Origin of the sequence: Parasynechococcus sp., assembly GCF_042954325.1 — a bacterium.
Taxonomy (GTDB): Bacteria; Cyanobacteriota; Cyanobacteriia; order PCC-6307; family Cyanobiaceae; genus Parasynechococcus.
The window spans coordinates 107,764-127,582 of sequence record NZ_JBGKDS010000012.1 but is presented as its reverse complement, the minus strand read 5'-3'; the positions used below and the strand labels follow the sequence as shown (position 1 = coordinate 127,582).

The 19,819-nt window shown below is 60.5% G+C and carries 21 protein-coding genes and 1 tRNA gene; 9 read left to right on the top strand and 13 right to left on the bottom strand.

All coding sequences use genetic code 11. The features are described from left to right. Nucleotides 1–42: 42 nt before the first annotated feature. The 3 genes from ACGVKB_RS01720 to ACGVKB_RS01710 are packed head-to-tail and all read right to left on the bottom strand — an operon-like array spanning nt 43 to nt 3,125. On the bottom strand, nt 43–645 hold the full coding sequence (locus tag ACGVKB_RS01720) for a heme-copper oxidase subunit III (protein WP_392349531.1): 603 nt from the start codon (nt 643–645) through the stop codon (nt 43–45). Then, nucleotides 642–2,309: a cytochrome c oxidase subunit I gene (gene ctaD / locus ACGVKB_RS01715; RefSeq protein ID WP_392349530.1), complete on the bottom strand. Its 1,668-nt coding sequence runs from the start codon at nt 2,307–2,309 to the stop codon at nt 642–644. The genes ACGVKB_RS01720 and ctaD overlap by 4 nt, the downstream gene beginning before the upstream one ends. Nucleotides 2,310–2,312: 3 nt before the next feature. Then, on the bottom strand, nt 2,313–3,125 hold the full coding sequence (locus tag ACGVKB_RS01710) for a cytochrome c oxidase subunit II (protein ID WP_392349529.1): 813 nt from the start codon (nt 3,123–3,125) through the stop codon (nt 2,313–2,315). A 245-nt stretch (nt 3,126–3,370) separates the two neighbouring features. Here ACGVKB_RS01710 and ACGVKB_RS01705 point away from each other — a divergent pair, with 245 nt between their 5' ends. Genes ACGVKB_RS01705 through ACGVKB_RS01680 form a run of 6 tightly spaced genes read left to right on the top strand, consistent with a single transcriptional unit; the run spans nt 3,371 to nt 8,349 of the window. After that, nucleotides 3,371–4,297, top strand: coding sequence for a heme A synthase (locus tag ACGVKB_RS01705; RefSeq protein WP_392349528.1), 927 nt, complete (start codon nt 3,371–3,373; stop codon nt 4,295–4,297). Continuing rightward, nucleotides 4,290–5,267, top strand: coding sequence for a heme o synthase (locus tag ACGVKB_RS01700; protein WP_392349527.1), 978 nt, complete (start codon nt 4,290–4,292; stop codon nt 5,265–5,267). The genes ACGVKB_RS01705 and ACGVKB_RS01700 overlap by 8 nt, the downstream gene beginning before the upstream one ends. A gap of 48 nt (nt 5,268–5,315) precedes the next feature. Next, nucleotides 5,316–6,326 (top strand): ATP-binding cassette domain-containing protein, encoded by a 1,011-nt coding sequence (locus ACGVKB_RS01695; protein ID WP_392349526.1) that lies wholly within the window; start codon nt 5,316–5,318, stop codon nt 6,324–6,326. A gap of 40 nt (nt 6,327–6,366) precedes the next feature. Beyond that, a complete protein-coding gene (locus ACGVKB_RS01690; protein ID WP_392349525.1) occupies nt 6,367–7,221 on the top strand; it encodes an ABC transporter permease in 855 nt (284 codons plus the stop codon). Nucleotides 7,222–7,226: 5 nt separating this feature from the next. Beyond that, a complete protein-coding gene (locus ACGVKB_RS01685) occupies nt 7,227–7,637 on the top strand; it encodes a hypothetical protein (protein WP_392349524.1) in 411 nt (136 codons plus the stop codon). A gap of 22 nt (nt 7,638–7,659) precedes the next feature. After that, nucleotides 7,660–8,349 carry an N-acetylmannosamine-6-phosphate 2-epimerase gene (locus ACGVKB_RS01680; protein WP_392349523.1) on the top strand — a complete coding sequence of 230 codons (690 nt, stop codon included), beginning with the start codon at nt 7,660–7,662 and terminating at the stop codon, nt 8,347–8,349. Between the two features lie 3 nt (nt 8,350–8,352). Here the strand turns inward: ACGVKB_RS01680 and groL are convergent, their stop codons facing one another. After that, nucleotides 8,353–10,041 carry a chaperonin GroEL gene (groL, locus tag ACGVKB_RS01675; RefSeq protein ID WP_392349522.1) on the bottom strand — a complete coding sequence of 563 codons (1,689 nt, stop codon included), beginning with the start codon at nt 10,039–10,041 and terminating at the stop codon, nt 8,353–8,355. A gap of 130 nt (nt 10,042–10,171) precedes the next feature. Between groL and ACGVKB_RS01670 the strand changes: the two genes are divergently transcribed. Beyond that, complete coding sequence (locus tag ACGVKB_RS01670) at nt 10,172–10,357, top strand: hypothetical protein (protein WP_392349521.1); 186 nt, start codon at nt 10,172–10,174, stop codon at nt 10,355–10,357. A gap of 7 nt (nt 10,358–10,364) precedes the next feature. On the opposite strand, the gene fabG is transcribed toward ACGVKB_RS01670, so the two are convergent. Genes fabG through ACGVKB_RS01655 form a run of 3 tightly spaced genes read right to left on the bottom strand, consistent with a single transcriptional unit; the run spans nt 10,365 to nt 13,073 of the window. Further along, complete coding sequence (fabG, locus tag ACGVKB_RS01665; RefSeq protein ID WP_392349520.1) at nt 10,365–11,117, bottom strand: 3-oxoacyl-[acyl-carrier-protein] reductase; 753 nt, start codon at nt 11,115–11,117, stop codon at nt 10,365–10,367. Between the two features lie 47 nt (nt 11,118–11,164). Further along, on the bottom strand, nt 11,165–12,271 hold the full coding sequence (locus tag ACGVKB_RS01660) for a potassium channel family protein (RefSeq protein WP_392349519.1): 1,107 nt from the start codon (nt 12,269–12,271) through the stop codon (nt 11,165–11,167). Next, complete coding sequence (locus ACGVKB_RS01655) at nt 12,237–13,073, bottom strand: glycosyltransferase family 9 protein (RefSeq protein WP_392349518.1); 837 nt, start codon at nt 13,071–13,073, stop codon at nt 12,237–12,239. The genes ACGVKB_RS01660 and ACGVKB_RS01655 overlap by 35 nt, the downstream gene beginning before the upstream one ends. A gap of 72 nt (nt 13,074–13,145) precedes the next feature. Here ACGVKB_RS01655 and ispD point away from each other — a divergent pair, with 72 nt between their 5' ends. After that, nucleotides 13,146–13,826, top strand: coding sequence for a 2-C-methyl-D-erythritol 4-phosphate cytidylyltransferase (gene ispD / locus ACGVKB_RS01650; RefSeq protein ID WP_392349589.1), 681 nt, complete (start codon nt 13,146–13,148; stop codon nt 13,824–13,826). Here the strand turns inward: ispD and ACGVKB_RS01645 are convergent. Together ACGVKB_RS01645 and ACGVKB_RS01640 are read right to left on the bottom strand one after the other, a co-directional pair. After that, the gene (locus tag ACGVKB_RS01645) at nt 13,810–14,706 is read right to left on the bottom strand and encodes an LD-carboxypeptidase (RefSeq protein WP_392349517.1); all 897 of its coding nucleotides are present in this window, start codon (nt 14,704–14,706) and stop codon (nt 13,810–13,812) included. The two genes, ispD and ACGVKB_RS01645, sit on opposite strands and share 17 nt — an antisense overlap. Then, nucleotides 14,703–15,602, bottom strand: a complete 900-nt coding sequence (locus ACGVKB_RS01640; protein WP_392349516.1) for a 4-hydroxybenzoate polyprenyltransferase — start codon at nt 15,600–15,602, stop codon at nt 14,703–14,705. The genes ACGVKB_RS01645 and ACGVKB_RS01640 overlap by 4 nt, the downstream gene beginning before the upstream one ends. A gap of 88 nt (nt 15,603–15,690) precedes the next feature. Between ACGVKB_RS01640 and ACGVKB_RS01635 the strand changes: the two genes are divergently transcribed. Next, on the top strand, nt 15,691–17,298 hold the full coding sequence (locus ACGVKB_RS01635) for a Ppx/GppA phosphatase family protein (protein WP_392349588.1): 1,608 nt from the start codon (nt 15,691–15,693) through the stop codon (nt 17,296–17,298). Here the strand turns inward: ACGVKB_RS01635 and ACGVKB_RS01630 are convergent. From ACGVKB_RS01630 to lgt, 4 genes are all read right to left on the bottom strand, one after another. After that, a complete protein-coding gene (locus ACGVKB_RS01630) occupies nt 17,282–17,992 on the bottom strand; it encodes a helix-turn-helix domain-containing protein (RefSeq protein ID WP_392349515.1) in 711 nt (236 codons plus the stop codon). The genes ACGVKB_RS01635 and ACGVKB_RS01630 overlap by 17 nt on opposite strands. Nucleotides 17,993–18,082: 90 nt before the next feature. Beyond that, nucleotides 18,083–18,154, bottom strand: a tRNA-Val gene (locus ACGVKB_RS01625). 13 nt (nt 18,155–18,167) lie between these two features. Further along, nucleotides 18,168–18,941: a precorrin-4 C(11)-methyltransferase gene (gene cobM, locus ACGVKB_RS01620; RefSeq protein WP_392349514.1), complete on the bottom strand. Its 774-nt coding sequence runs from the start codon at nt 18,939–18,941 to the stop codon at nt 18,168–18,170. A 17-nt stretch (nt 18,942–18,958) separates the two neighbouring features. After that, nucleotides 18,959–19,816 (bottom strand): prolipoprotein diacylglyceryl transferase, encoded by an 858-nt coding sequence (lgt, locus tag ACGVKB_RS01615; RefSeq protein WP_392349513.1) that lies wholly within the window; start codon nt 19,814–19,816, stop codon nt 18,959–18,961. Between the last annotated feature and the right edge of the window lie 3 nt (nt 19,817–19,819).

Here is a 19,819-nt window from a genome sequence, read left to right as displayed (position 1 = left end):
GGTTAGGGGATTCTGGACTGCACCCCCTGCTGTGGCAAGGCGTTAGAGCAGATAGAGGATGACGAAGAGGATCACCCAGATGCCGTCGACGAAGTGCCAGTACAACTCGGCCGCTTCCAATGGAAAGGGGTTCTGGGCTGTGATGCGCCCGCCCTGGGGACGGGTTTGCCACCAAACGATCAGAATCATCAGGGCCCCGAGGGTCACGTGGAGGCCGTGAAATCCAGTGGCCGCGAAAAAGGTGCTCGCGTAGAGATTGTCAGTGAGTCCAAACGGAAGAGTGAAGTACTCGACCATCTGACTGACCAAAAAGGCCACGCCCAGGAGTGCTGTGACCAGCAGCCAGCGTCGACAGCGTTGCATCGCTCCTTTCAGCAGGGCTTTCCCCGCTCGATGGAACGTGGCACTGCTGACCAGAAGCAGAACGGTGTTGAGGATGGGGAGGGGGAGTTCCAGCTCATAGATGGCACCCTCTGGGAGCGGATTGACGGCCTTGAAGGTGAGATAGGCCGCGAAGAACCCGGCGAAGGTCATGCCATCGGCCACCAGAAAGGTGGCAAGTCCGAAGAGGCGGAAGTCACCGTGGTGCTCCTCATGCTGTTCGGCTTGAAGGGCGGCGCCGGTCTCGCTTGGAAGTGTTGTCATTTGCCGCTGCTCCAGAGATCACGTCCGCTTGTGGCGGCCAGGTCAAGTTGATCGGCGGGGACTCCGTAGCCGTAGGGCTCTGTGACGAGTGGAGCTTCGCCGATCCAGTTTTCGACGGGCGGTGGGGAGCTGGTGAGCCACTCCGGTGTGAGGGCATTCCAGGGGTTGTCACCTGCAATGGGACCCGTGAGCGCACTTTGAATCACATTCCAGAGGAAAGGAAGGGTGCTGATGGCCATCAAAAGAGCACCGACCGAACTCATCTGGTTGATCAGAGTGAATTGGGGGTCATATTCAGCCACCCGTCGAGGCATTCCATTCAGGCCCAGCCAGTGTTGTGGGCCGAAGCAGAGGTTGAAGCCAATGAAGGTGAGGGCGAGATGCAGGCGTCCCAGGGATTCATTGAGCATGCGACCGGTGAATTTTGGATACCAGTGATAAATCGAGGCAAAGATCACAAAGACGGATCCACCGAAGACGATGTAGTGGAAGTGCGCAACAACGAAATAGGTGTCGTGGACGTGGATGTCGAAGGGAACCTGAGCCAGTGCAACACCAGTGATTCCGCCCAGCACGAAATTCACGATGAAGCCACAGGAAAACAACACGGCACTATTGAGACTGATTCGTCCTCCCCAGAGTGTTGCCAGCCAATTGAAGAATTTGATTCCCGTGGGGACGGCGATAAAGGCTGTGGCAATCGTGAAAAATAGTCGCATCCAGGGTGGGGTGCCGCTGGTGAACATGTGGTGTGCCCAGACGATGAGCCCAAGCCCAACGATGGCCATGATCGAATAAACCATCGTGACGTAGCCAAACAACGGTTTACGAGCATGAACCGGCAGAATTTCACTGACGAGCCCAAACGCCGGTAGAACCATGATGTAAACGGCGGGGTGTGAATAGAACCAAAACAAGTGTTGATACACCACGACATTTCCACCCATTGTCGGGTTGAAAAATCCTGTGTGGGCAACAATGTCAAAGCTCAAAAGCACCAGTGTGCCTGCAAGCACTGGTGTTGAGAGCACCACAAGAATGCTGGTCCCCAACATGGCCCAGCAATACATGGGCAGCTGCATCAATTTCAGTCCAGGCCTTCGTAGTTTGAGGATGGTGGCGATGAAATTAATGCCGCCGAAGATTGAGCTTCCGCCCAAGAGCAGAACACTGAGGATCCAGATCACCTGCCCCGTGGCTGGGGTTGTGATGCTCAGGGGTGGATAGGCTGTCCAGCCTGATTGGGCTGCACCGGTCAAGAAATAGCTGGTGATCAGCATTAATCCAGCCGGTGGAATCAGCCAAAAAGCCACGGCGTTGAGCCGCGGGAAGGCCATATCTCTTGCGCCCACATAGAACGGAATCAGGTAATTGCCGAAGGCGCCGTTCACAACCGGAACAATCCATAAAAAGATCATCACGGTGCCGTGGAGGGTCAGCACCTGGTTGTAAACATCCCTCGACATGAAATCGGCCACCGGACTGGCCAATTCCGTACGGATCGCTCCTGCGAGTGCTCCTCCGATCAGGTAAAAGAGGAATCCACAAACCAGGTACTGAAGGCCGATGACCTTGTGGTCAACACTGAAGCTGAAATAGCGCAACCATCCTGTTGGTTGCAGTCGATCCGTCGTTAGCGGATTTTCGGGAGTCGCGACTGTCATTGTTCAGGCCTCCGTCGTGGCTGCAGGTTTGGCATTGCTGCTGAACCAGCTGTCCCATTCATCGGGTTCATCAACAACCACCGTTGAACGCATTCCCCCGTGATACGGGCCGCAGAGTTCGGCGCAGACAATTGGGTACCGTCCCGGTCGGGTTGCGGTGAAGCTGAGTTGAGTCGGTTGCCCGGGGATGATGTCTTGTTTGAGGCGGAATTCAGGAACCCAGAAGGCGTGAATGACATCCTTGGCCTCAAGCTTGAGTGAAACCGGCCGACCTGCTGGCACATGTAATTCCCCGGCGATGATGTCTCCTTCGGGGTAGTGAAAGAGAAAGGCAAACTGCATCGCCGTGACTTCAATGGGCAGAACATTGCTGGCCATTTCGCTGTCGATCGATCCTGAGCTGATGCCGCCCCAGACCCGTTGTTCTTGGGCGCCCATGCCATGGTCATGGGCCAGGGGGACCATCCCACCCATGCGGTCATAGATGTCGTAGCTGTAGAGACCTACAAAGAGAACGACAACGGCTGGAACGGCTGTCCAGAAGATTTCAAGTGGAAGGTTCCCTTCGATGGCCAACCCGTCACCAACCTGTCCACTCCGTCGACGGAACCGAATCAGGCTGAAGACCAGCAAGCCTGTCATTCCAATGAACAGAATGGCGCCAATCGTGAAGAGGACCTTAAAGAGCTCGTCGTAGATGGGCGCGTTGATACTTGCTTGAACGGGTAGGAGGTTGAGTGATTGGCTCAACCAGAATCCACCGATCACCAACACCATTCCGATCACCAGCGTGATGATGGCGGATGGGATCTGCATGGTTATAGATCCTGACTTTGTTCAGAGTATGGGGAACGGATCTGATCTCTGTGAATTGATTGTTAAGCCGTCAGTTCGTCGCCACTGCGGTTGGGCCCTGCTGGGATCTCGGCCGCTTTGATGTCAGGAAAGTGAGATGAAGTTGGGCTGAAATGTTTCAGTGCCTGTCACAGCTAGACGGGATGGTTGTGATCGCTAGCGTCCAGATATCGGCGTTATGGCAAGTCAAAGATGAGGTCTCAATGATGACCACAATCTCTTCACCTTTGCTGCTGCGTCGCTTGTCTCAAGTGATGTCACATCTCGTGGTCGCAGTGATCGCCCTTGTGGTCATTGGTGGTGCCACTCGAGTGATGGAAGCGGGTTTGGCTTGTCCCGACTGGCCCTTGTGCTTCGGGACTTTTCTTCCTGGCCGCCAGATGAATCTCCAGGTTTTTCTGGAATGGTTTCATCGCCTCGATGCCTTCATCATCGGCGTGGCGTTGCTGATGGCGACGGTGGCCACTGTTGTGCGTCGCCACCTTTTGCCGGGTTGGCTGCCGTTGGTTTGCTTCGGGCTCGTTGTCCTTGTTGCCATGCAGGGTGGGCTCGGCGCTTTGACGGTTGTCCAGCTGTTGCCTTCGGCGATCGTGACGGCGCATTTGGCTTTGGCGCTCACCCTTGTGGTGTTGCTGAGTGGCCTGACCCAGCGTTTGCTTGATCCGGTGATGGCTTGGGGGCCCCTTTGGTGGCGTGCGCTCTCCGGCCTGGCTCTGGCGGCCGTTTTCGGTCAGTGCTTGCTGGGTGGACGCATGGCAACGTCCTGGGCGGCACAACGCTGCCTTGCCAGTGGTGAATCCTGTCGCTGGCTGGCGATCCATCGTTCTGGGGCGATGCCTGCGGCCGGCTTGGTGCTGCTGTTTGTCGTTGTGGCACTCCTTGCCGGCGGCTGGAGCCGCTCGCAGTGGCCTGGTCTCCTCAGTGCGGGAGCCCTGGTGGCTGTGCAGATCGCCCTCGGAGTGTTTGCCCTGCGCCTCGGCCTCGCCGAGCCACTGGTGACCGTGGCGCACCAGGCCGTGGCGGCTCTCCTGGTCGCGGTGTTGGCCGCTCTCGCTGCTCGCGGTCCTGTGTCGCTGCGAGAGCACGCCCCCGAGTTGACGCAACCCGTTGTTTTGGACGCTTGTCATGGTTGATTCGACGCTTGCCATTGCGGCCCCACCCACCCGAGAGGACGTTGTTCCTTCCCGGAAGCGAATCAAGTTGCCGGCCTGGCTCGAGGTGGCCAAGCCCCGTTTGATTCCTCTGCTCCTCGCCACCACCCTTGGGGGGATGGCGCTCAGTGAAGGGTGGCCGTTGAGCTCTCCTCGGCTGGTCTGCACCCTCGGTGGCGGGGCACTGGCTTCAGCCGCGGCGGGGGTGCTCAACTGCCTCTGGGAGCAGGATCTCGACGCTCGGATGAAGCGCACCAGCGGCCGCGCCTTGCCCTCGGGCCGTCTTTCCGCCAGAGGAGCGTTCTTCGGAGCCGTCGCCTGCACGCTGGCGGCGGCGATGTTGCTGATCAGTGGTGTGAACTGTCTGGCGGCGGGGTTGTCGCTGCTTGGTCTCTGCAGCTACGTGTTGCTCTACACCGCGTTGCTCAAGCCACGCACGTCTCAGAACATCGTCATCGGAGGCGTTGCTGGCGCGATTCCTCCCCTTGTTGGCGCTGCGGCGGCCACCGGCCATGTGGGCCTTGGTGGCTGGTGGTTGTTCGGTTTGGTGATGGTGTGGACACCGGCCCATTTCTGGGCTCTGGCCTTGCTGCTGCGTGAGGACTACCGCTCTGTGGGGATTCCGATGCTCCCCGTGGTCAAGGGACCAGTTGTGACGGCCCGTGCCATTCATCGTTACGGATGGGCCACGGTGCTGTTGAGCAGCCTGGGACTGTTTGCCCTCCCCAGCGGTGGATGGTTCTACGGGTTGCTGTTGATTCCCTTCAACGCCCGGTTGGTTCAGATGGTCAACGGCCTGGCTGCTGATCCCGAGAGTCTGACGGGGGCCAAGGGATTGTTTCGCTGGTCCATCCTTTATCTCTTCGGGATCTGTCTGTTGCTCGTGCTCAGCAGAACAGCCATGGCTTCAACCCTCGACCAGCAAATCTGGATGGTGCTTCAGGGGCACTGATCGCTCCTTAGATTCGCGCCAATACTCTGTATCGCATCACGGGCCTCGATGGCGTTGATTGAACTGCAGCAGCTTCACAAGGCCTACGGCAGCGTCAACGCTCTTCAAGGCCTATCCCTCAGCGTTCCTGAGGGCTGTCTTTATGGCCTGCTTGGTCCCAATGGTGCCGGCAAGACCACAACGCTCAGAATTTTGGCCACGTTGCTGGCACCCGACAGCGGTTCCGTGCGTGTCGCCGGTATCGATGCTGTTCAGGACCCCCGTGCGGTCCGTTGTGCCCTCGGCTATGTCGCACAGGAGGTGGCGATCGACAAGATCCTCACCGGTCGGGAGCTGATGCAACTTCAGGGTGATCTCTATCACCTGCCCCGCCGTGATCGCGATCGTCGGATTGATGAACTGATCGAGTGCCTGGCCATGGCTGATTGGATCGATCGGCGCTGCGGTACCTATTCCGGAGGCATGCGCCGTCGCCTCGACCTCGCCACCGGGCTTTTGCATCGCCCGCGCCTGTTGGTGCTCGATGAACCCACCGTGGGTCTGGACATCGAAAGCCGTGCTGCGATCTGGAGCCTGCTGCGGGATCTCGTTCAATCGGGTACCAGTGTGTTGCTCAGCAGCCATTACCTCGAGGAGGTTGAAGCACTGGCGGACCGCATGGCGATCATCGACGCTGGAACGGTGATTGCTGAAGGGTCGCCGGAGGCTCTGAAACAAGATCTCGGTGGGGATCGCCTCACGCTGCGCGTTCGTGAATTCAGCCAAGAAAGTGAGGCGTTGATGGTTCAGGCCCTGCTCCAGCCAGTGAACGGGGTGCGACGCGTGGTGATCAATCGAGCCCAGGGTTATTCGCTCAATCTTGTGATCGAAGGCCCTGAGGTCATCGATCGTTTACGGCAGCGGTTGGATGAGGAGAATCTTTCGGTGTTCGCCTTGGCCCAGAGCCGCCCCAGCCTGGATGATGTCTACCTGCAGGCCACCGGACGAACGCTGATGGATGCCGAACTGGCCGTCGCTGGCCAGCGCGATGCCAAGCAGGAACGACGTCAGTCGATGTGATCACTTGGTCTCCCCTGTTCCCCGTCTCGATGCCACCGCGATGACCAGCACCAGCCACGCCTCCGCCACTGATCGTGCCGATGCAGGGGCACTCGCCGAGCTCTGGCAGGAAACATTCGCCCTGACCCGTCGGCTGTTTTTGCAACTCACCCGGCGTCCGTCGACGCTGGTGGCCGGTGTGCTCCAACCACTGATCTGGTTGATCTTGTTTGGAGCTCTGTTTGCCAACGCTCCTGAAGGCCTGTTGCCCGGTGGCATGAGCTATGGCCGTTTCCTTGGAGCGGGGGTGATCGTTTTCACGGCATTCAGCGCTGCGCTCAATGCCGGTCTGCCGGTGATGTTCGACCGTGAATTCGGTTTCCTCAATCGCCTGCTCGTGGCTCCCCTGCGCAGTCGCAGTTCGATCGTGTTGGCCTCAGTCATCTACATCACCGCATTGAGCCTTGTTCAGAGCCTCGCGATCATGGGCACCGCTGCTGTTTTGGGGTACGGCTGGCCCGGGGGAGCCGGATTGCTGATCGTTGTGGTCACGTTGTTGCTTCTGGTGTTCGCCGTGACGGCATTGAGTCTCGGTTTGGCCTTTGCCTTGCCCGGCCACATCGAACTGATTGCGGTGATCTTTGTGGCGAACCTGCCGTTGTTGTTTGCCAGCACCGCACTGGCTCCGCTTTCGTTTATGCCCGGTTGGTTGGGCTGGCTTGCATCGTTGAATCCCCTTACCTTCGCGATTGAGCCCATTCGTGCCGCCTACCAGGGTCCGATCGATCTTTCAGCTGTTCTGCTCGAGGCTCCGTATGGGGATGTCACGGGTCAGAACTGCCTCCTGATCCTGACGGTGCTCACCCTCGGACTGTTCCTTTTGATCCGTCCCCTGCTCAACCGCAAACTCACCTGAAGCCCGTGCCCAAGTCATCGCTCCCATCGGTTGCATCGCGTCAGAGCGAGCTTGTCCAACGGATTCAAGAGGCTGAACAGCAGGGCCGTGAGCCGGAAGCGTTGTTGATGCGCAGCCAGCTGGTCCATCGCTTCGGTATCGAAGCGTTGAAGGAGCTCGAGCCCTCTGAGGCCTTGCCCGAGCGGGTTGATGAGCCGGTGCAATCGGCTGGATTGCTGGAACGGGTCAACGCCAAGCTGCACTCTTCCGGGGTCAAGACCCGTGCTGCCATTGCAGCAGCAGAGACAACCTCTGCGCCTACGAGGACTCCAACCCTCAGGACTCCCTCTCTCAGTACTCCCCCTCTGAGTACTCCAAGGTCCCTGCGACGCTGGCTTCCTGGAACGGACAGCGCCATCGATCGCTTGGCGTCCTAACGCTTTCCAATCAACCAGAAACATGGCAACCCGTCTTGATGGCCTGGCCAAGGGCCTGATTGTGTCTGTTCAGGCACCGCAGGGCTCACCGATGCGAGATCCCGAGGTGATCGCGGCCATGGCTGACGCATCCCTCAGAAATGGAGCCCTTGGCGTCCGCCTGGAAAGCCCTGAGCACATCGGTGCTGTCCGCCGCCGTTGCCCCAATGCCTTGATCATTGGACTCTGGAAATGCACGTTTCCAGGGAGCTCCGTTTACATCACTCCGGGATGGCGGGAAATCCAAGCTGTTTGGCGTGCTGGTGCTGATGTGATCGCCATCGACGCCACGGCCAGGATTCGGCCGGACCAGCAGGATCTCGCCGATCTGATCGCCCGAGCCAAGTCAGACCTGCAGGCACCCCTGATGGCCGATGTCGACAGTGTTGCCAATGGATTGAGGGCTGCCTCCCTCGGCTGTGACTGGGTCGGGACCACCCTGTTTGGCTACACGGAGGACACCGTTGAGCAAACCCCTCCCGGACTGCATCTGCTCGCTGATCTGCGCAGGGATCTGCCTGCGGATGTCCGGCTGATTGCTGAGGGAGGGATCGCCTCCCCCGCCGCCGCGCGTGCTGCCATCACCGCCGGTGCCGACAACGTCGTTGTGGGAACGGCGATCACCGGAATTGATCTTCAGGTGACCGCCTATTGCCGGCAACTGGCTGGTTGAGGCTCACATCATGCCGGGCATGCCCATGCCACCCATGCCGGGCATGCCCATTCCGCCCATGCCACCCATTCCGCCCATGCCACCCATGGGATCACCACCTTCAGCAGGTGCTGCAGCCTCTGGTTCGGGTTTGTCAGCGATGACCACTTCCGTTGTGATCAGCAGGGATGCGATGGAGACGGAGTCCTGAAGGGCAAGGCGAACAACCTTCGTGGCGTCCACGATTCCTGCTGTCAGCAGATCTTCATAGCCACCGGTCAGGGCATTGAAGCCTTGGCCTGACTCACGCATGGCAGCGATCACCACATCACCGTTTTCTCCGGCATTGGTCGCGATCTGATGGACCGGAGCGGTCAGGGCCCGTTGCACGATTTCGAGGCCCGTGCGCTGGTCACCGTCGAGCGAACTGGCAATGGCATCCAGGCTGTCCGCCAGGGTCAGCAGGGTGCTGCCACCACCGGCGACGATCCCTTCTTCGATAGCTGCGCGGGTGGCATTGAGCGCATCCTCGATGCGCAGCTTGCGGTTTTTGAGTTCGGTCTCCGTCGGTGCACCGACCTTGATCACGGCGACACCACCGGCCAACTTGGCGATCCGCTCGGAGAGCTTTTCGCGGTCGTACTCGGAGTCGGTCGCATCGAGTTCGCGGCGGATCGCGGCCACGCGCTCCTGGACGGCATCGCGGTGGTCATCGTTGGCCACGATCGTTGTGCTTTCTTTCCCGATCGTGATCCGACGCGCCTTGCCGAGATCGGCGAGGGTGACCTTGTCGAGGGTCATCGCCTTGTCTTCACTGATCACGGTTGCGCCGGTCAGGATTGCGATGTCGGCCAAGGCCGCCTTCCGGCGCTCCCCGAACGAGGGTGCACGCACGGCGGCCACCTGGAGAACACCGCGGTTCTTATTGACCACCAGGGTGGCGAGGGCTTCGCCGTCCACTTCCTCAGCCAGGATCAGCAAGGGAGTTCCACTTTTCTGGACCTCTTCCAGCACCGGGACCAGATCGGTGACGGCGCTGACCTTGCGATCGGTCAGCAGCAGCAGCGCGTTTTCAAATTCACAGATCTGGCGATCGCCGTCGGTGACGAAATACGGGGAGCTGTAGCCGCGGTCGAAGGCCATCCCTTCGGTGACCTCGAGCTCAGTGGCCAGCGATTTCGATTCTTCCACCGTGATCACGCCGTCAACGCTGACGCGTTCCATGGCCTCCGAGATCATGCGGCCGACTTCGTCGTCACCACCTGAACTGACTGTGGCGACCTGTTGGATCGCATCCCCGGCGACTTGTTGGCTGCGTTCAGCGAGACCGTTGACGACGTGGGCCACAGCAATCTCCATGCCGCGACGCAGTTCAACGGGGCTGGCACCTGCTGCGGTGTTGCGCAGTCCTTCACGGACCATGGCCTGGGCCAACACCGTGGCTGTTGTCGTTCCGTCTCCAGCCTTTTCCTTGGTCCGAGACGCGACCTGCTGGATCAGCTTGGCTCCGAGATTCTCGAAGGGGTCATCGAGCTCGATTTCGCGGGCGATGGTGTCGCCGTCATTCACGATGTCCGGGGCGCCGAACTTCTTCTCGAGAACGACATTGCGACCACGGGGGCCGATGGTGACGCGCACGGCGTTGGCCAGTGCATCAACCCCGCGTTCGAGGGAGCTCCGGGAATCGTCAGAGAAAGAAAGAAGTTTGGCCATGGTCGCGGATGAGCCGTCGTGCACTGTCCCACAGCACCGGTGGCTTCGTGCAGGGGGGGAACGGTGGTGAAAGCCGAATGCTCTGTCCTGCGGTGATGGCAGGCCAGTACTGGCTGGTTATGGTCCGGATATGAACGATTCAGGCACCGTTTTCTTCGTTCTGATGGCGGGGACGGCCGGTGCCATGGCACTGGTTTACATCCCACTTCGCGTGTTTTTAACGGCCACGGAGCGCAGCAGACGTTTGCGGCTGCTGCAGCGCATCCGCCGCCTGCGTGATGAGTTGGCGCAACCGATCGATGCTGAACGCTCCTGAATCGAGCTCAGGCCATCACCATGCCCCCGTCCACCTGAAGAACTTGGCCGGTGATGTAAGCGGCGGCGGGATCGGCGGCCAGGAAGCGGACGGCCCCGGCAACCTGCTCCTGGGTGCCAAAGGTGCCGAGTGGGATGTCCTTGAGAATCAGCTCTGCATTCAGATCCTTGGTCATATCCGTGGCAATGAAGCCAGGTGCGACCGCGTTCACGGTGATGCCTCGGCTGGCTAGTTCTTTGGCGGTGCTTTTCGTCAGTCCGATCACACCGGCTTTGGCGGCGGCGTAGTTGGCCTGACCGGCGTTACCCATCAGTCCCACAACGGACGTGATGTTGATGATGCGGCCGCTCTTCTGCTTCAGCATCGGTCTGGCGACGGCGCGGCTGCAGAGGAAAACACCACTCAAATTGAGGTCGATCACGGCCTGCCAGTCCTCGGTTTTCATCCGCATCAGCAAGCCGTCGCGGGTGATGCCGGCGTTGTTCACCAGCACATCCAACCGGCCGCTGCGGTCCAGCACGGCCTTGATCAGACCATCCACCTCGGCTTCAACGGCGACGTTGGCCTTGAGGGCATAGGCCGAACCACCAGCGCTGCTGATCTGCTCCACCACGGCTTCAGCCGCTGAGGCTGAATTGGCGTAGTTCACCACCACCTCAGCCCCAGCTTCAGCCAGGGCAATGGCGATGGCTCGACCGATCCCGCGACCACCTCCAGTGACCAGAGCGGTCTGACCGTCGAGCGATGCGGAGGAGGACATGGAGGCCATTGCGATCGATGGATCGTACGGATCGATCGTGGTCGGGTTCAACTGGTCATCGTTTCGATGCCTTCCACGGCATCGCCGAGCTGAGCGAGGAATTGGCTGAGTTGCCCCTGACTGCCAAGCACGATCAAGAGTTGGCCGGGGGCCAGAAGGGTGTCACCGCCGGGGTTGGCAATCAGGCCATGCTGGTCTCGAATCGCCAGCACCAGGGCGCCGCTGCGTTTGCCAAGCTCCAGTTCGGCCAGGCTTAACCCTTGGATCCTGCGTAGACGGCGGGGGTCATGGCTGAGTTGGAATTCCTCGATTTCGTAATCAGAGCCGGCGAGAAGTTCCATGAAGTTCAAGGCCAGCGGCCTGAGGGCAGAAGCCGCCATCACCCGTCCACCGGCGACATAGGGGCTCACCACAACAGAAGCGCCGGCGAGCCGTAATTTCGCGGCAGCTTCATCACTGTTCGCCCGGGCGATCAGGCGGCAGTCCGGTTTGAGCCCCCGTGCACTCAGCACGACATAGAGGTTGGCTGCATCACCTGGAAGCGCGGCGACCAAGCTGCGGCAGTGTTCAAGACCGGCATCGAGCAAGGTTTCATCCACCGTTGCATCGGCCTGCAACACCTGAAGACCAGCACTTGATGCGATGGCCTCACGGTTGGGGTCGGTTTCAATCACAACCAGGGGAACCTGGTCCCGCTGCAGTTGGGCGGCGATCTCCTGGCCGATGCGGCCATAACCACAGAGAATGACGTGGTGTTTCATGCGTTGCAATCTCTGCTGAAAGCGGAGCTCCCGCAACTGTCGGAAGTATCCCGATTCCGTCAATCCCAGGACGCGCTGAATGATCAGCTGGACCACGATCACCCCGCCGACCACAATCAGGACGGTGACGAGGCGACCCTCCGGGGTGAGCGGCTGCACTTCTCCGTAACCAATGGTGCTGACTGTGATCAACACCATCCAGAAGCAATCCCCCCAGTCCCATCCTTCGGTGAGGCGGTAGCCGCAGGCCCCTGCCAGCACCACGGTCATCAAGGCGATCACTGGCCCCTGCCAGGGGGCCGTGATGGTCAACAGCGAGCGACGATGACGCAAGCGGCGTCCAGACGTCCCGCGGGGATCAGAATCCCAGGGCCGAAAGGACCGACGCTTCATCGAGTTCGTTCAATTGGGAGGCGCTTCCGAGACTTCGAATGTCCCCCCGTTGGGGTAAGTCGTCAGCTGTCGCCCCAAGGGCCACAAGCGGGGTGCCGCAATACGCGGCGAGGGTCTGGCTGACCGCACAGCTGCTGAGGACGACATCCGCACAGGCGATGGCTGCGGCCCGCCGTCGCAGGGGCTGTGCGGCAGGCACGGTGGCGCTGCGCAGGCTTCCGAGTCGATTGCGAATGGTGGAGGGCAGCTGCTCCCAGCAAGCCGCTGGCCAGTCATCGTCCTTGCCATTCGGTGCCAGCAACAGCAGGGGGCCATCACCGGAGGGTTGGCTGGCGCGGATCTCATCCAGTTCTGCGGCCGGGAGAGACAGCCGGAATTGATCGGCATTCAGCTCGCAACCCAGAGGTGTCAGATAGGGCGCCAAGGTCTGAGCAGGCCACCCACCCGACCCTGGCACCACGGTCTCGGTGCTGGCGAAGCCACGTTCAGCAATCCGTGTCGGGATGTGGCTCATCGACAACATCAGGTTCACCTGCTGTCCTTCCGAAAAATTCAGGCAAACCTGAAAGTCCGGTTCACGCACGTTGCCCAGAAGATTGGCCCAGTCGGCCAGGGTGGGGTTGCTTTCGAAGTCGAAGGGGATCACCTTCTCGAGGCTTGGCAGCAGGTCCCAAACCGCACGAACGCCTGGGGCGCAGGCCACCTGAACGCTGGCTTGCAACTGCTGGCCAACCGCGGCAATCGCCGGCAAACGACGCAGCTGGTCATGCAGTTGGCCCGGGCTGAGGACAAGAACCCGCATCAAACCGCCTCAGGACGTAAGCGAGCTGATTGTATGGAGGCCGTTTCCGCCTGCCAGCGGCAGGAGTCGCTTGTGCATCTGTTGATCGCCGCAGCAGGCAGTGGTCGCCGGATGGGTGCGGATCGCAACAAGCTGCTGCTTCCCCTCCGAGGGAGACCCGTCATCGCCTGGACCCTGGAGGCTGCGTTGGCTGCGCCGGCGATTCGCTGGATCGGGATTGTCGGCCAGGAAATCGACCGCGAGGCGATCATGGCCGTGGCTCCAGGGGCGGCTAAACCGCTTTGTTGGATTCAGGGTGGGGCCACCCGTCAGGAGTCGGTGCAGCGTGGGCTGGCGGGACTTCCCGACGGGGCTGAACATGTGCTGATCCATGACGGCGCCAGATGCCTGGCGGAGCCGGATCTGTTCGACCGTTGCGCCCAGGCTGTGAGAGAGGGGCAGGCGGTGATTGCCGCGACACCTGTGACCGACACGATCAAACGGGTCAACGGCGATGGTGTGATTACGGCGACCCCTGATCGAGCTGAGCTTTGGGCTGCGCAAACCCCCCAGGCGTTCCGTGTTGAGCAACTGCGGAGGGGCCATGCCGAAGCGGAGCGTCAGGGCTGGTCCGTCACCGACGACGCTTCGCTCTATGAGCGATTGGGTTGGGACGTGCAGGTGCTTGATGCCGGCCCGGCCAACATCAAGGTCACAACTCCATTTGACCTGACGGTGGCGGATGCGGTCCTGGCCCTCAGGTCAGCAGGCTGAGCCGACCCCTGTCGCCATCCAGCTCCGCCATGGCCCCCAGGGTCAGTGCTGCATTGCCACAGACATGTCCGACGGGGAGAGCCATCACCCGAGGGATGCCCAGGTCATCCGTGCGCTCCCGCAGAACCTCCTGGAGGGTGAAGCACTGATCACTGGGTCTGCTGTCGTCGTCACATCCGCTGAAGCTGCCGAAGCCGATTCCTGCCACCTTCTGGAGCAACCCGCTCAGGCGCCAATGGGTCAACAGGCGATCGATGCGGTACGGCGCTTCGCCGACATCCTCCAGGATCAGGATCGCGCCGTTCAGGTCCGGCACGTGGCCAGACCCGATCAGGTGGCTGGCCACGGTCAGATTGGCGGCAATGAGGGGCCCTTGAACCCGTCCACCGCCAAGACCGTCCCCGTGGAGGTCGGGTACGGCTTCTCCGAACAGCAGCTGTTGCAAGCGCTGCTGACTCCACTGGGGTTCGGCCGCCAGCGTGGTGAGCAAGGGACCATGCACACCTCCGGCATGGCCCGCCGCCAGGCGGGACCACAGCAGGGCGGTGATGTCGGAAAACCCCAGCAGCCAGCCCTGGTGCCAAGGAAGACTGCTTTCGAGCAATCGCGCCGCTCCCCAGCCACCACGGGCGCAGGCCAAGAGTTTGGCTTCCCTTGGAACGGTGATCAGATCGTTCCGGCGTTGTTGATCGGTGCCCGCAAAATATCCCCAGCGCCGGGCACTCAGCTCAGGTCGATCGACCCGCAACCCCCAACCTTCCAGCACGGTCAGTCCGTCCAGCAGGGCCTGATCGCCATCGAGGGCGGAGCTGGTGGCGGCAACGTGCACCCAGTCGCCTCGACGCAGCGGCACCGGGCTTGGCCAACGCTGGGTGCTCATCCGCCGACGGCCTTGCCAAGGATGAGGCCGAGCAACAGCAACGCCCCGAGCTGGGCTTGATGTCGGAAGTGGGTCCCGAAGACCGGAATCCCTGCCCCTGCGCGGGAGAGCCCACGGCAGCTCACCTGCATCAACGTCGAGGCGATCAACCAGATCGGCCAGAACAGAGGCCCGGTTCCCGAGAGGGCGGCCGCGGCGGCGAGGGCGCCGCAACTGAGTCCATAGGAGAGTCGAACGGCGGGCACCACTGCTGTGCCCAGGCTGAGTGCGCTGCTGCGCAGGTGCAGGGCAGCGTCATCCCGGCGGTCGGCCATGGCATATACCGTGTCGAAGCCAAACGTCCAAATCACGGTCGCCAGCCAGCAGCCGATCAAGGGACCAGACACCGACAAGCTGGCTTCCGCTGCGGCCCAGGGAATCAAAACGGCAAATCCCCAGCAAATGCCCAGCACCAACTGCGGATAGGCGAACCAGCGTTTCGCCGATGGGTACAGGAGGATTGGGGGCAGGGCCAAGACCGCCAGGCAGAAGCAGAGCAGCAGGCTGTTGCGGGGAAGTGTCAGCACGACCACCAGGCTGACCACGAGCAGAATCAGCAGCAGCCGGATGGCCGATGCCGGGCGGATGGCTCCCCGTGCCAGTGGCCGTTGAGTCGTGCGTTCCACCTGGGCATCAATCCGCTGATCCCAGAGGTCGTTCGCGATGCAACCGGCTGCACTGACGGCCAACCCGCCGACCATGATCTGGAGGATGAGGGCAAGCGATGGAGGGGCCGATGGAGTCAGCCACAGGGCCCATCCAGCAGGGATCAACAGAATGAGACGACCGGTTGGCTTGTGCCATCGCAGGAGTTCCAGCCAGGGCTGGAGTGCGGTTGGCAGAAGGCGATCTCTCACAACAACGGAACTTTGACAAACCCTAGTCAGGGCACTGGATTGTCAGATGCCAATGCCAGAGTGCAACCAGTTCGCCGCAGGGCTGACGATGCTCGACGCCGAGGCTGATCTTCAGAGCACCGTCCCCACCCTGCGCCGTGTAGCGGCCATTGATATTGGAACCAATTCCACCCATCTGTTGGTGGCATCGGTCGATGCGAAGTTAAAGACCTTCAGCATCATTCAGGCGGAGAAATCCACGACCCGCCTCGGCGAGCGCGACCCTGAGACGGGTGCCCTCAGTGAGGCGGCCATCCAGCGGGGCTTTGAAACCCTGCGTCGCTTCAGGGATCTCGCCCATAGTCATCAGGTTGAGCAGATCCTGACGGCCGCCACCAGCGCGGTTCGTGAAGCGCCCAACGGGCGGGATTTTCTTCAGTTGATCAAGGATGAACTCGGCCTTGATGTCGATTTAATCAGTGGCCCTGAGGAGGCCAGGCTGATTTATCTCGGTGTTCTCTCCGGGATGACGTTTGGGGATCGCCCCCACCTGTTGCTGGACATCGGTGGCGGCTCGACCGAGTTGATCCTGGCCGATGGGCGTGATGCAAGGGCGCTGACCAGCACCCGTGTGGGAGCGGTGCGCCTGCAGCGGGACTTTGTCAAAGACGACCCGATTCCTCCCCATCGACGTGCCTTTCTGCAGGCGTTTATTCAGGGATCGCTGGAACCGGCGGTCGATAAGGTTCGCCGGCGGATCAAACCCGGTGAGACACCGGTGCTGGTGGCGACGAGTGGAACCGCCATGGCCATCGGCACCCTCGCGGCTCAGGAGGAAGACCGCCCACCCTTGAAATTGAACGGTTACCGGGTCACCCGGCAGCGGCTGGATGCGGTGGTTGAAAAGCTTGTTGCGTTGACACCCAGTCAACGGCGTGAGCTGTCGTCCTTGAACGAACGCAGGGCGGAAATCATTGTTCCCGGCGCCTTGATTCTGCAGACGACGATGCAGATGCTGGGTGCCGACGAACTCATACTGAGCGAACGGGCACTCCGCGAGGGGTTGATCGTGGATTGGATGCTTCGCCACGGTCTTTTGGAGGATCGTTTTACGTTTCAGAGCAGCATCCGCCAGCGCACTGTGATTCACCAGGTGCAGCGCTTCGCGGTGAACCAGAAGCGTGCTGAGCGGGTTGCTGCCCATGCCTTGACGCTCTACGACCACACCCATGGGGTGATGCATCACGATGATGGGCAGGGACGTGAATTGCTTTGGGCCGCGGCAATGTTGCATGCCTGCGGTCAACACATCAATCTCAGCGCTTATCACAAGCATTCGTGGTATTTGATCCGTCATGGGGAACTGCTTGGTTACTCAGAAGCAGAACATTTGATGGTGGCGGCGATTGCGCGTTATCACCGTCGCAGCCTCCCGAAAAAGAGGCATGAGTCCTGGCAAGCTCTGCGCAATCGACAGAGTCGTCGACTTGTGAATGAAATGGCGTTGTTGTTGCGGTTGGCTGCGGCTCTCGACCGACGTCCCGAACCGGTGGTGTCTTCACTGCGTGTCAAGGCCCACCCAATGTCGCTCGACATTGAGTTGCATTCAGAACGCAAAAATCAGAATCTCAGTCTGGAGAAGTGGAGCCTGGAAAGTTGCATCGATGTGGTGCGTGATGCCCTTGGTGTGAACCTGAAGGTCAAGGTTCAGGACTGAGGGAATACCAGCGCAGCGGGGTGATGGGACCAAGGGCGGCCGGGGCTTGTTCACCACGGCTCACCACAATGAGATCGGGGCGCCCGGCGTAGATTTTGACGCCCTCGGGATCATCAATGAGGCGTGATCCCTCGAGCCATCCCATGAATTCCGTTTCACCGTTGCGTTGCAGTTCGATCCAGGTGCGTTGAACGCTGCTGATTTCTACCGATGCAGCACGCTGGCTGACCGCCGGAGGGCGTTGGTCCGATGCCGACTGCGTTGGCACAGTTTCAACCGTTGCCGTTGTTGGTTGTTGCATGCGGTTGATGGCCAGGACGGCCCCTCCTCCGATCAGAAGGACCAGAGGCATCAACCAGAGCAGAGACGGGCGTCTGTTCGTCCGGGTCGGCCGCACAACCGCTGGTGTCGGGGAGGGAACCGTCACCGTCGACTGCAGTTGGGCGACGAGGGGATCAGGGTCGATGTGGAGATGGCTGGCAATCCGCCGCACCATCGCCCGAATGAACACCGGTTCAGGCAACTCGGATGTGTTGCCGTTCTCCAGGGCCAGGAGCTGCTCAACCCCGATGTGGAGATGATTGGCCAGTTGTTCTGCCGTGAGCCCCTTGTTCGTCCGCGCGGCCATCAGGGCCTGACCAATGGTCAACAAAGCCGTTGCTGACGACTCTGGACCCTGATGGGCATCGGGCATCGATCCAACCGCACCATTCAGCGTCAGCCTAGGGGGAAATTAGGCTTTAACACCTACCTGGGATCACCCGGATCAGGCATTGCATTGATATGGGCGATACTGGATTCGAACCAGTGACCCCTTCCGTGTGAAGGAAGTGCGCTACCACTGTGCTAATCGCCCGCACCGTTGGATCTTAAACCACGGTCTTGCTCGATTTTGCTGGCCGGAACAGGTGATCGTGCTCCGGCGAATAAAGCTTCGATCGCTTGGCCAGTCTTGAGAGGGCTGGGCTCACCACGTACAACGTGGTCCGGATCAGATTCAGGGAGCGACTCGTCGCTGCCATCTCGTTCAGGGGCACAACAGTGATCTGTTCATCCGGCCAGCTCACGCGATATCCGATCGCGACGGGGGTGTCGCTGGGGTAGTGCTCTTCCAGCGTCGCCTGAACGTGATCGACGTGCCGTGCACTCAGATAAAGGCAAAGACTGGCTTTCAAGGCGCTCAGATGCTTGAGCTCCTCACTGGCAGGGACTCCGGTTCGGCCACCGGTTCGACTCAACACAATGGTCTGCACCACTCCAGGAATGGTTAATTCGCATCCGAGGGTGGATGCGGTCACCTGATACGCGCTGATGCCTGGAATGACCTCGACCGGGATCTCCGCGTCATTGAGTGCGCAGATCTGTTCATTGATGGCGCTGTAAAGCGAAGGATCACCGTCATGGAGGCGGACCACCCGTTCGCCCTTGCGCTGCCCTTCGATCAACTCAGGGATGACCTGTTCCAGGGTCAAAGTGCTGGTCTTGACCTGCTTGCAATGGGCGGGAGCCATTTGGGCGATGGCCGGATTGATCAAAGAATCCGTCCAGATCAGGCGATCAGCCTGTTTCAGTCGTTCCGCAGCACGCAGCGTTAGCAAGTCGGGGGCGCCAGGGCCCGCTCCGACGAAGCTCACTGGGTGCATGGCAGAACAGCAACTATCTAGGAGCTTGGCTCGGCTTGGGCCTTCAGGCCCGGATCCGGCAGGTTTTTTTTGCGGCCGTACAACCACCAGAGGCCGAAGCCGCCAACAGCTGCCAGCACCCCGCTCATGAGTTGAGCAATCCTGATGCCGCCTTCACACGCCGGCGGAAGCGCGCCGATGCAGAGGGGATCGATGCGAAGACCTTCAATCCAGACGCGGCCAAGGCTGTAACCGACGAGATACAGGCAGCTCAGAGCCCCTGCCGGTAGAGCGGAGGGCCGCCGCATTCCGAGCCGGAACAGAAGCATCAGGCCGATGAACAACGCCAAGTTCCAGAGGGATTCGTAGAGGAAGGTCGGATGGAAATAGTCCGACGTTGCATAGAGCGGGGGTCGACTGGCAAAGGGAATGAATAATTTCCAGGGCAGGTCAGTGGGAACGCCGAATGCTTCTGAGTTGAAGAAATTTCCCCAGCGCCCGATGGCCTGTCCCAAGGCGATGGATGGAACCAACACATCCAGCACCGTCCAAAAGGATTGTCGACGCCAGCGACAGAACAGGATCAGGGTGATTGTCCCGGCGAGTAAGGCCCCGTGAATGGCGATGCCGCCTTCCCAGACGGCGAATGCTCTCAACCAGTTTCCGGAGTAGTTACGCCACTCAAAACTGACGTAATAGATCCTGGCCCCGATCACGGAGAACAGCACCAGGAGAGGTAAGAGATCGCTGATTAGGCCATTTTCAAGTTTGCGTTGCTGCGCCAACCAGCTGGACAGGTTGAGGCCGATCAGCACTGCACAGGCGATCAGCAGGCCATACCAACGCAAAACAAAAGGCCCAAGCTGAACAAGCTCGGGCCCGGGTGATGTGAACATCAA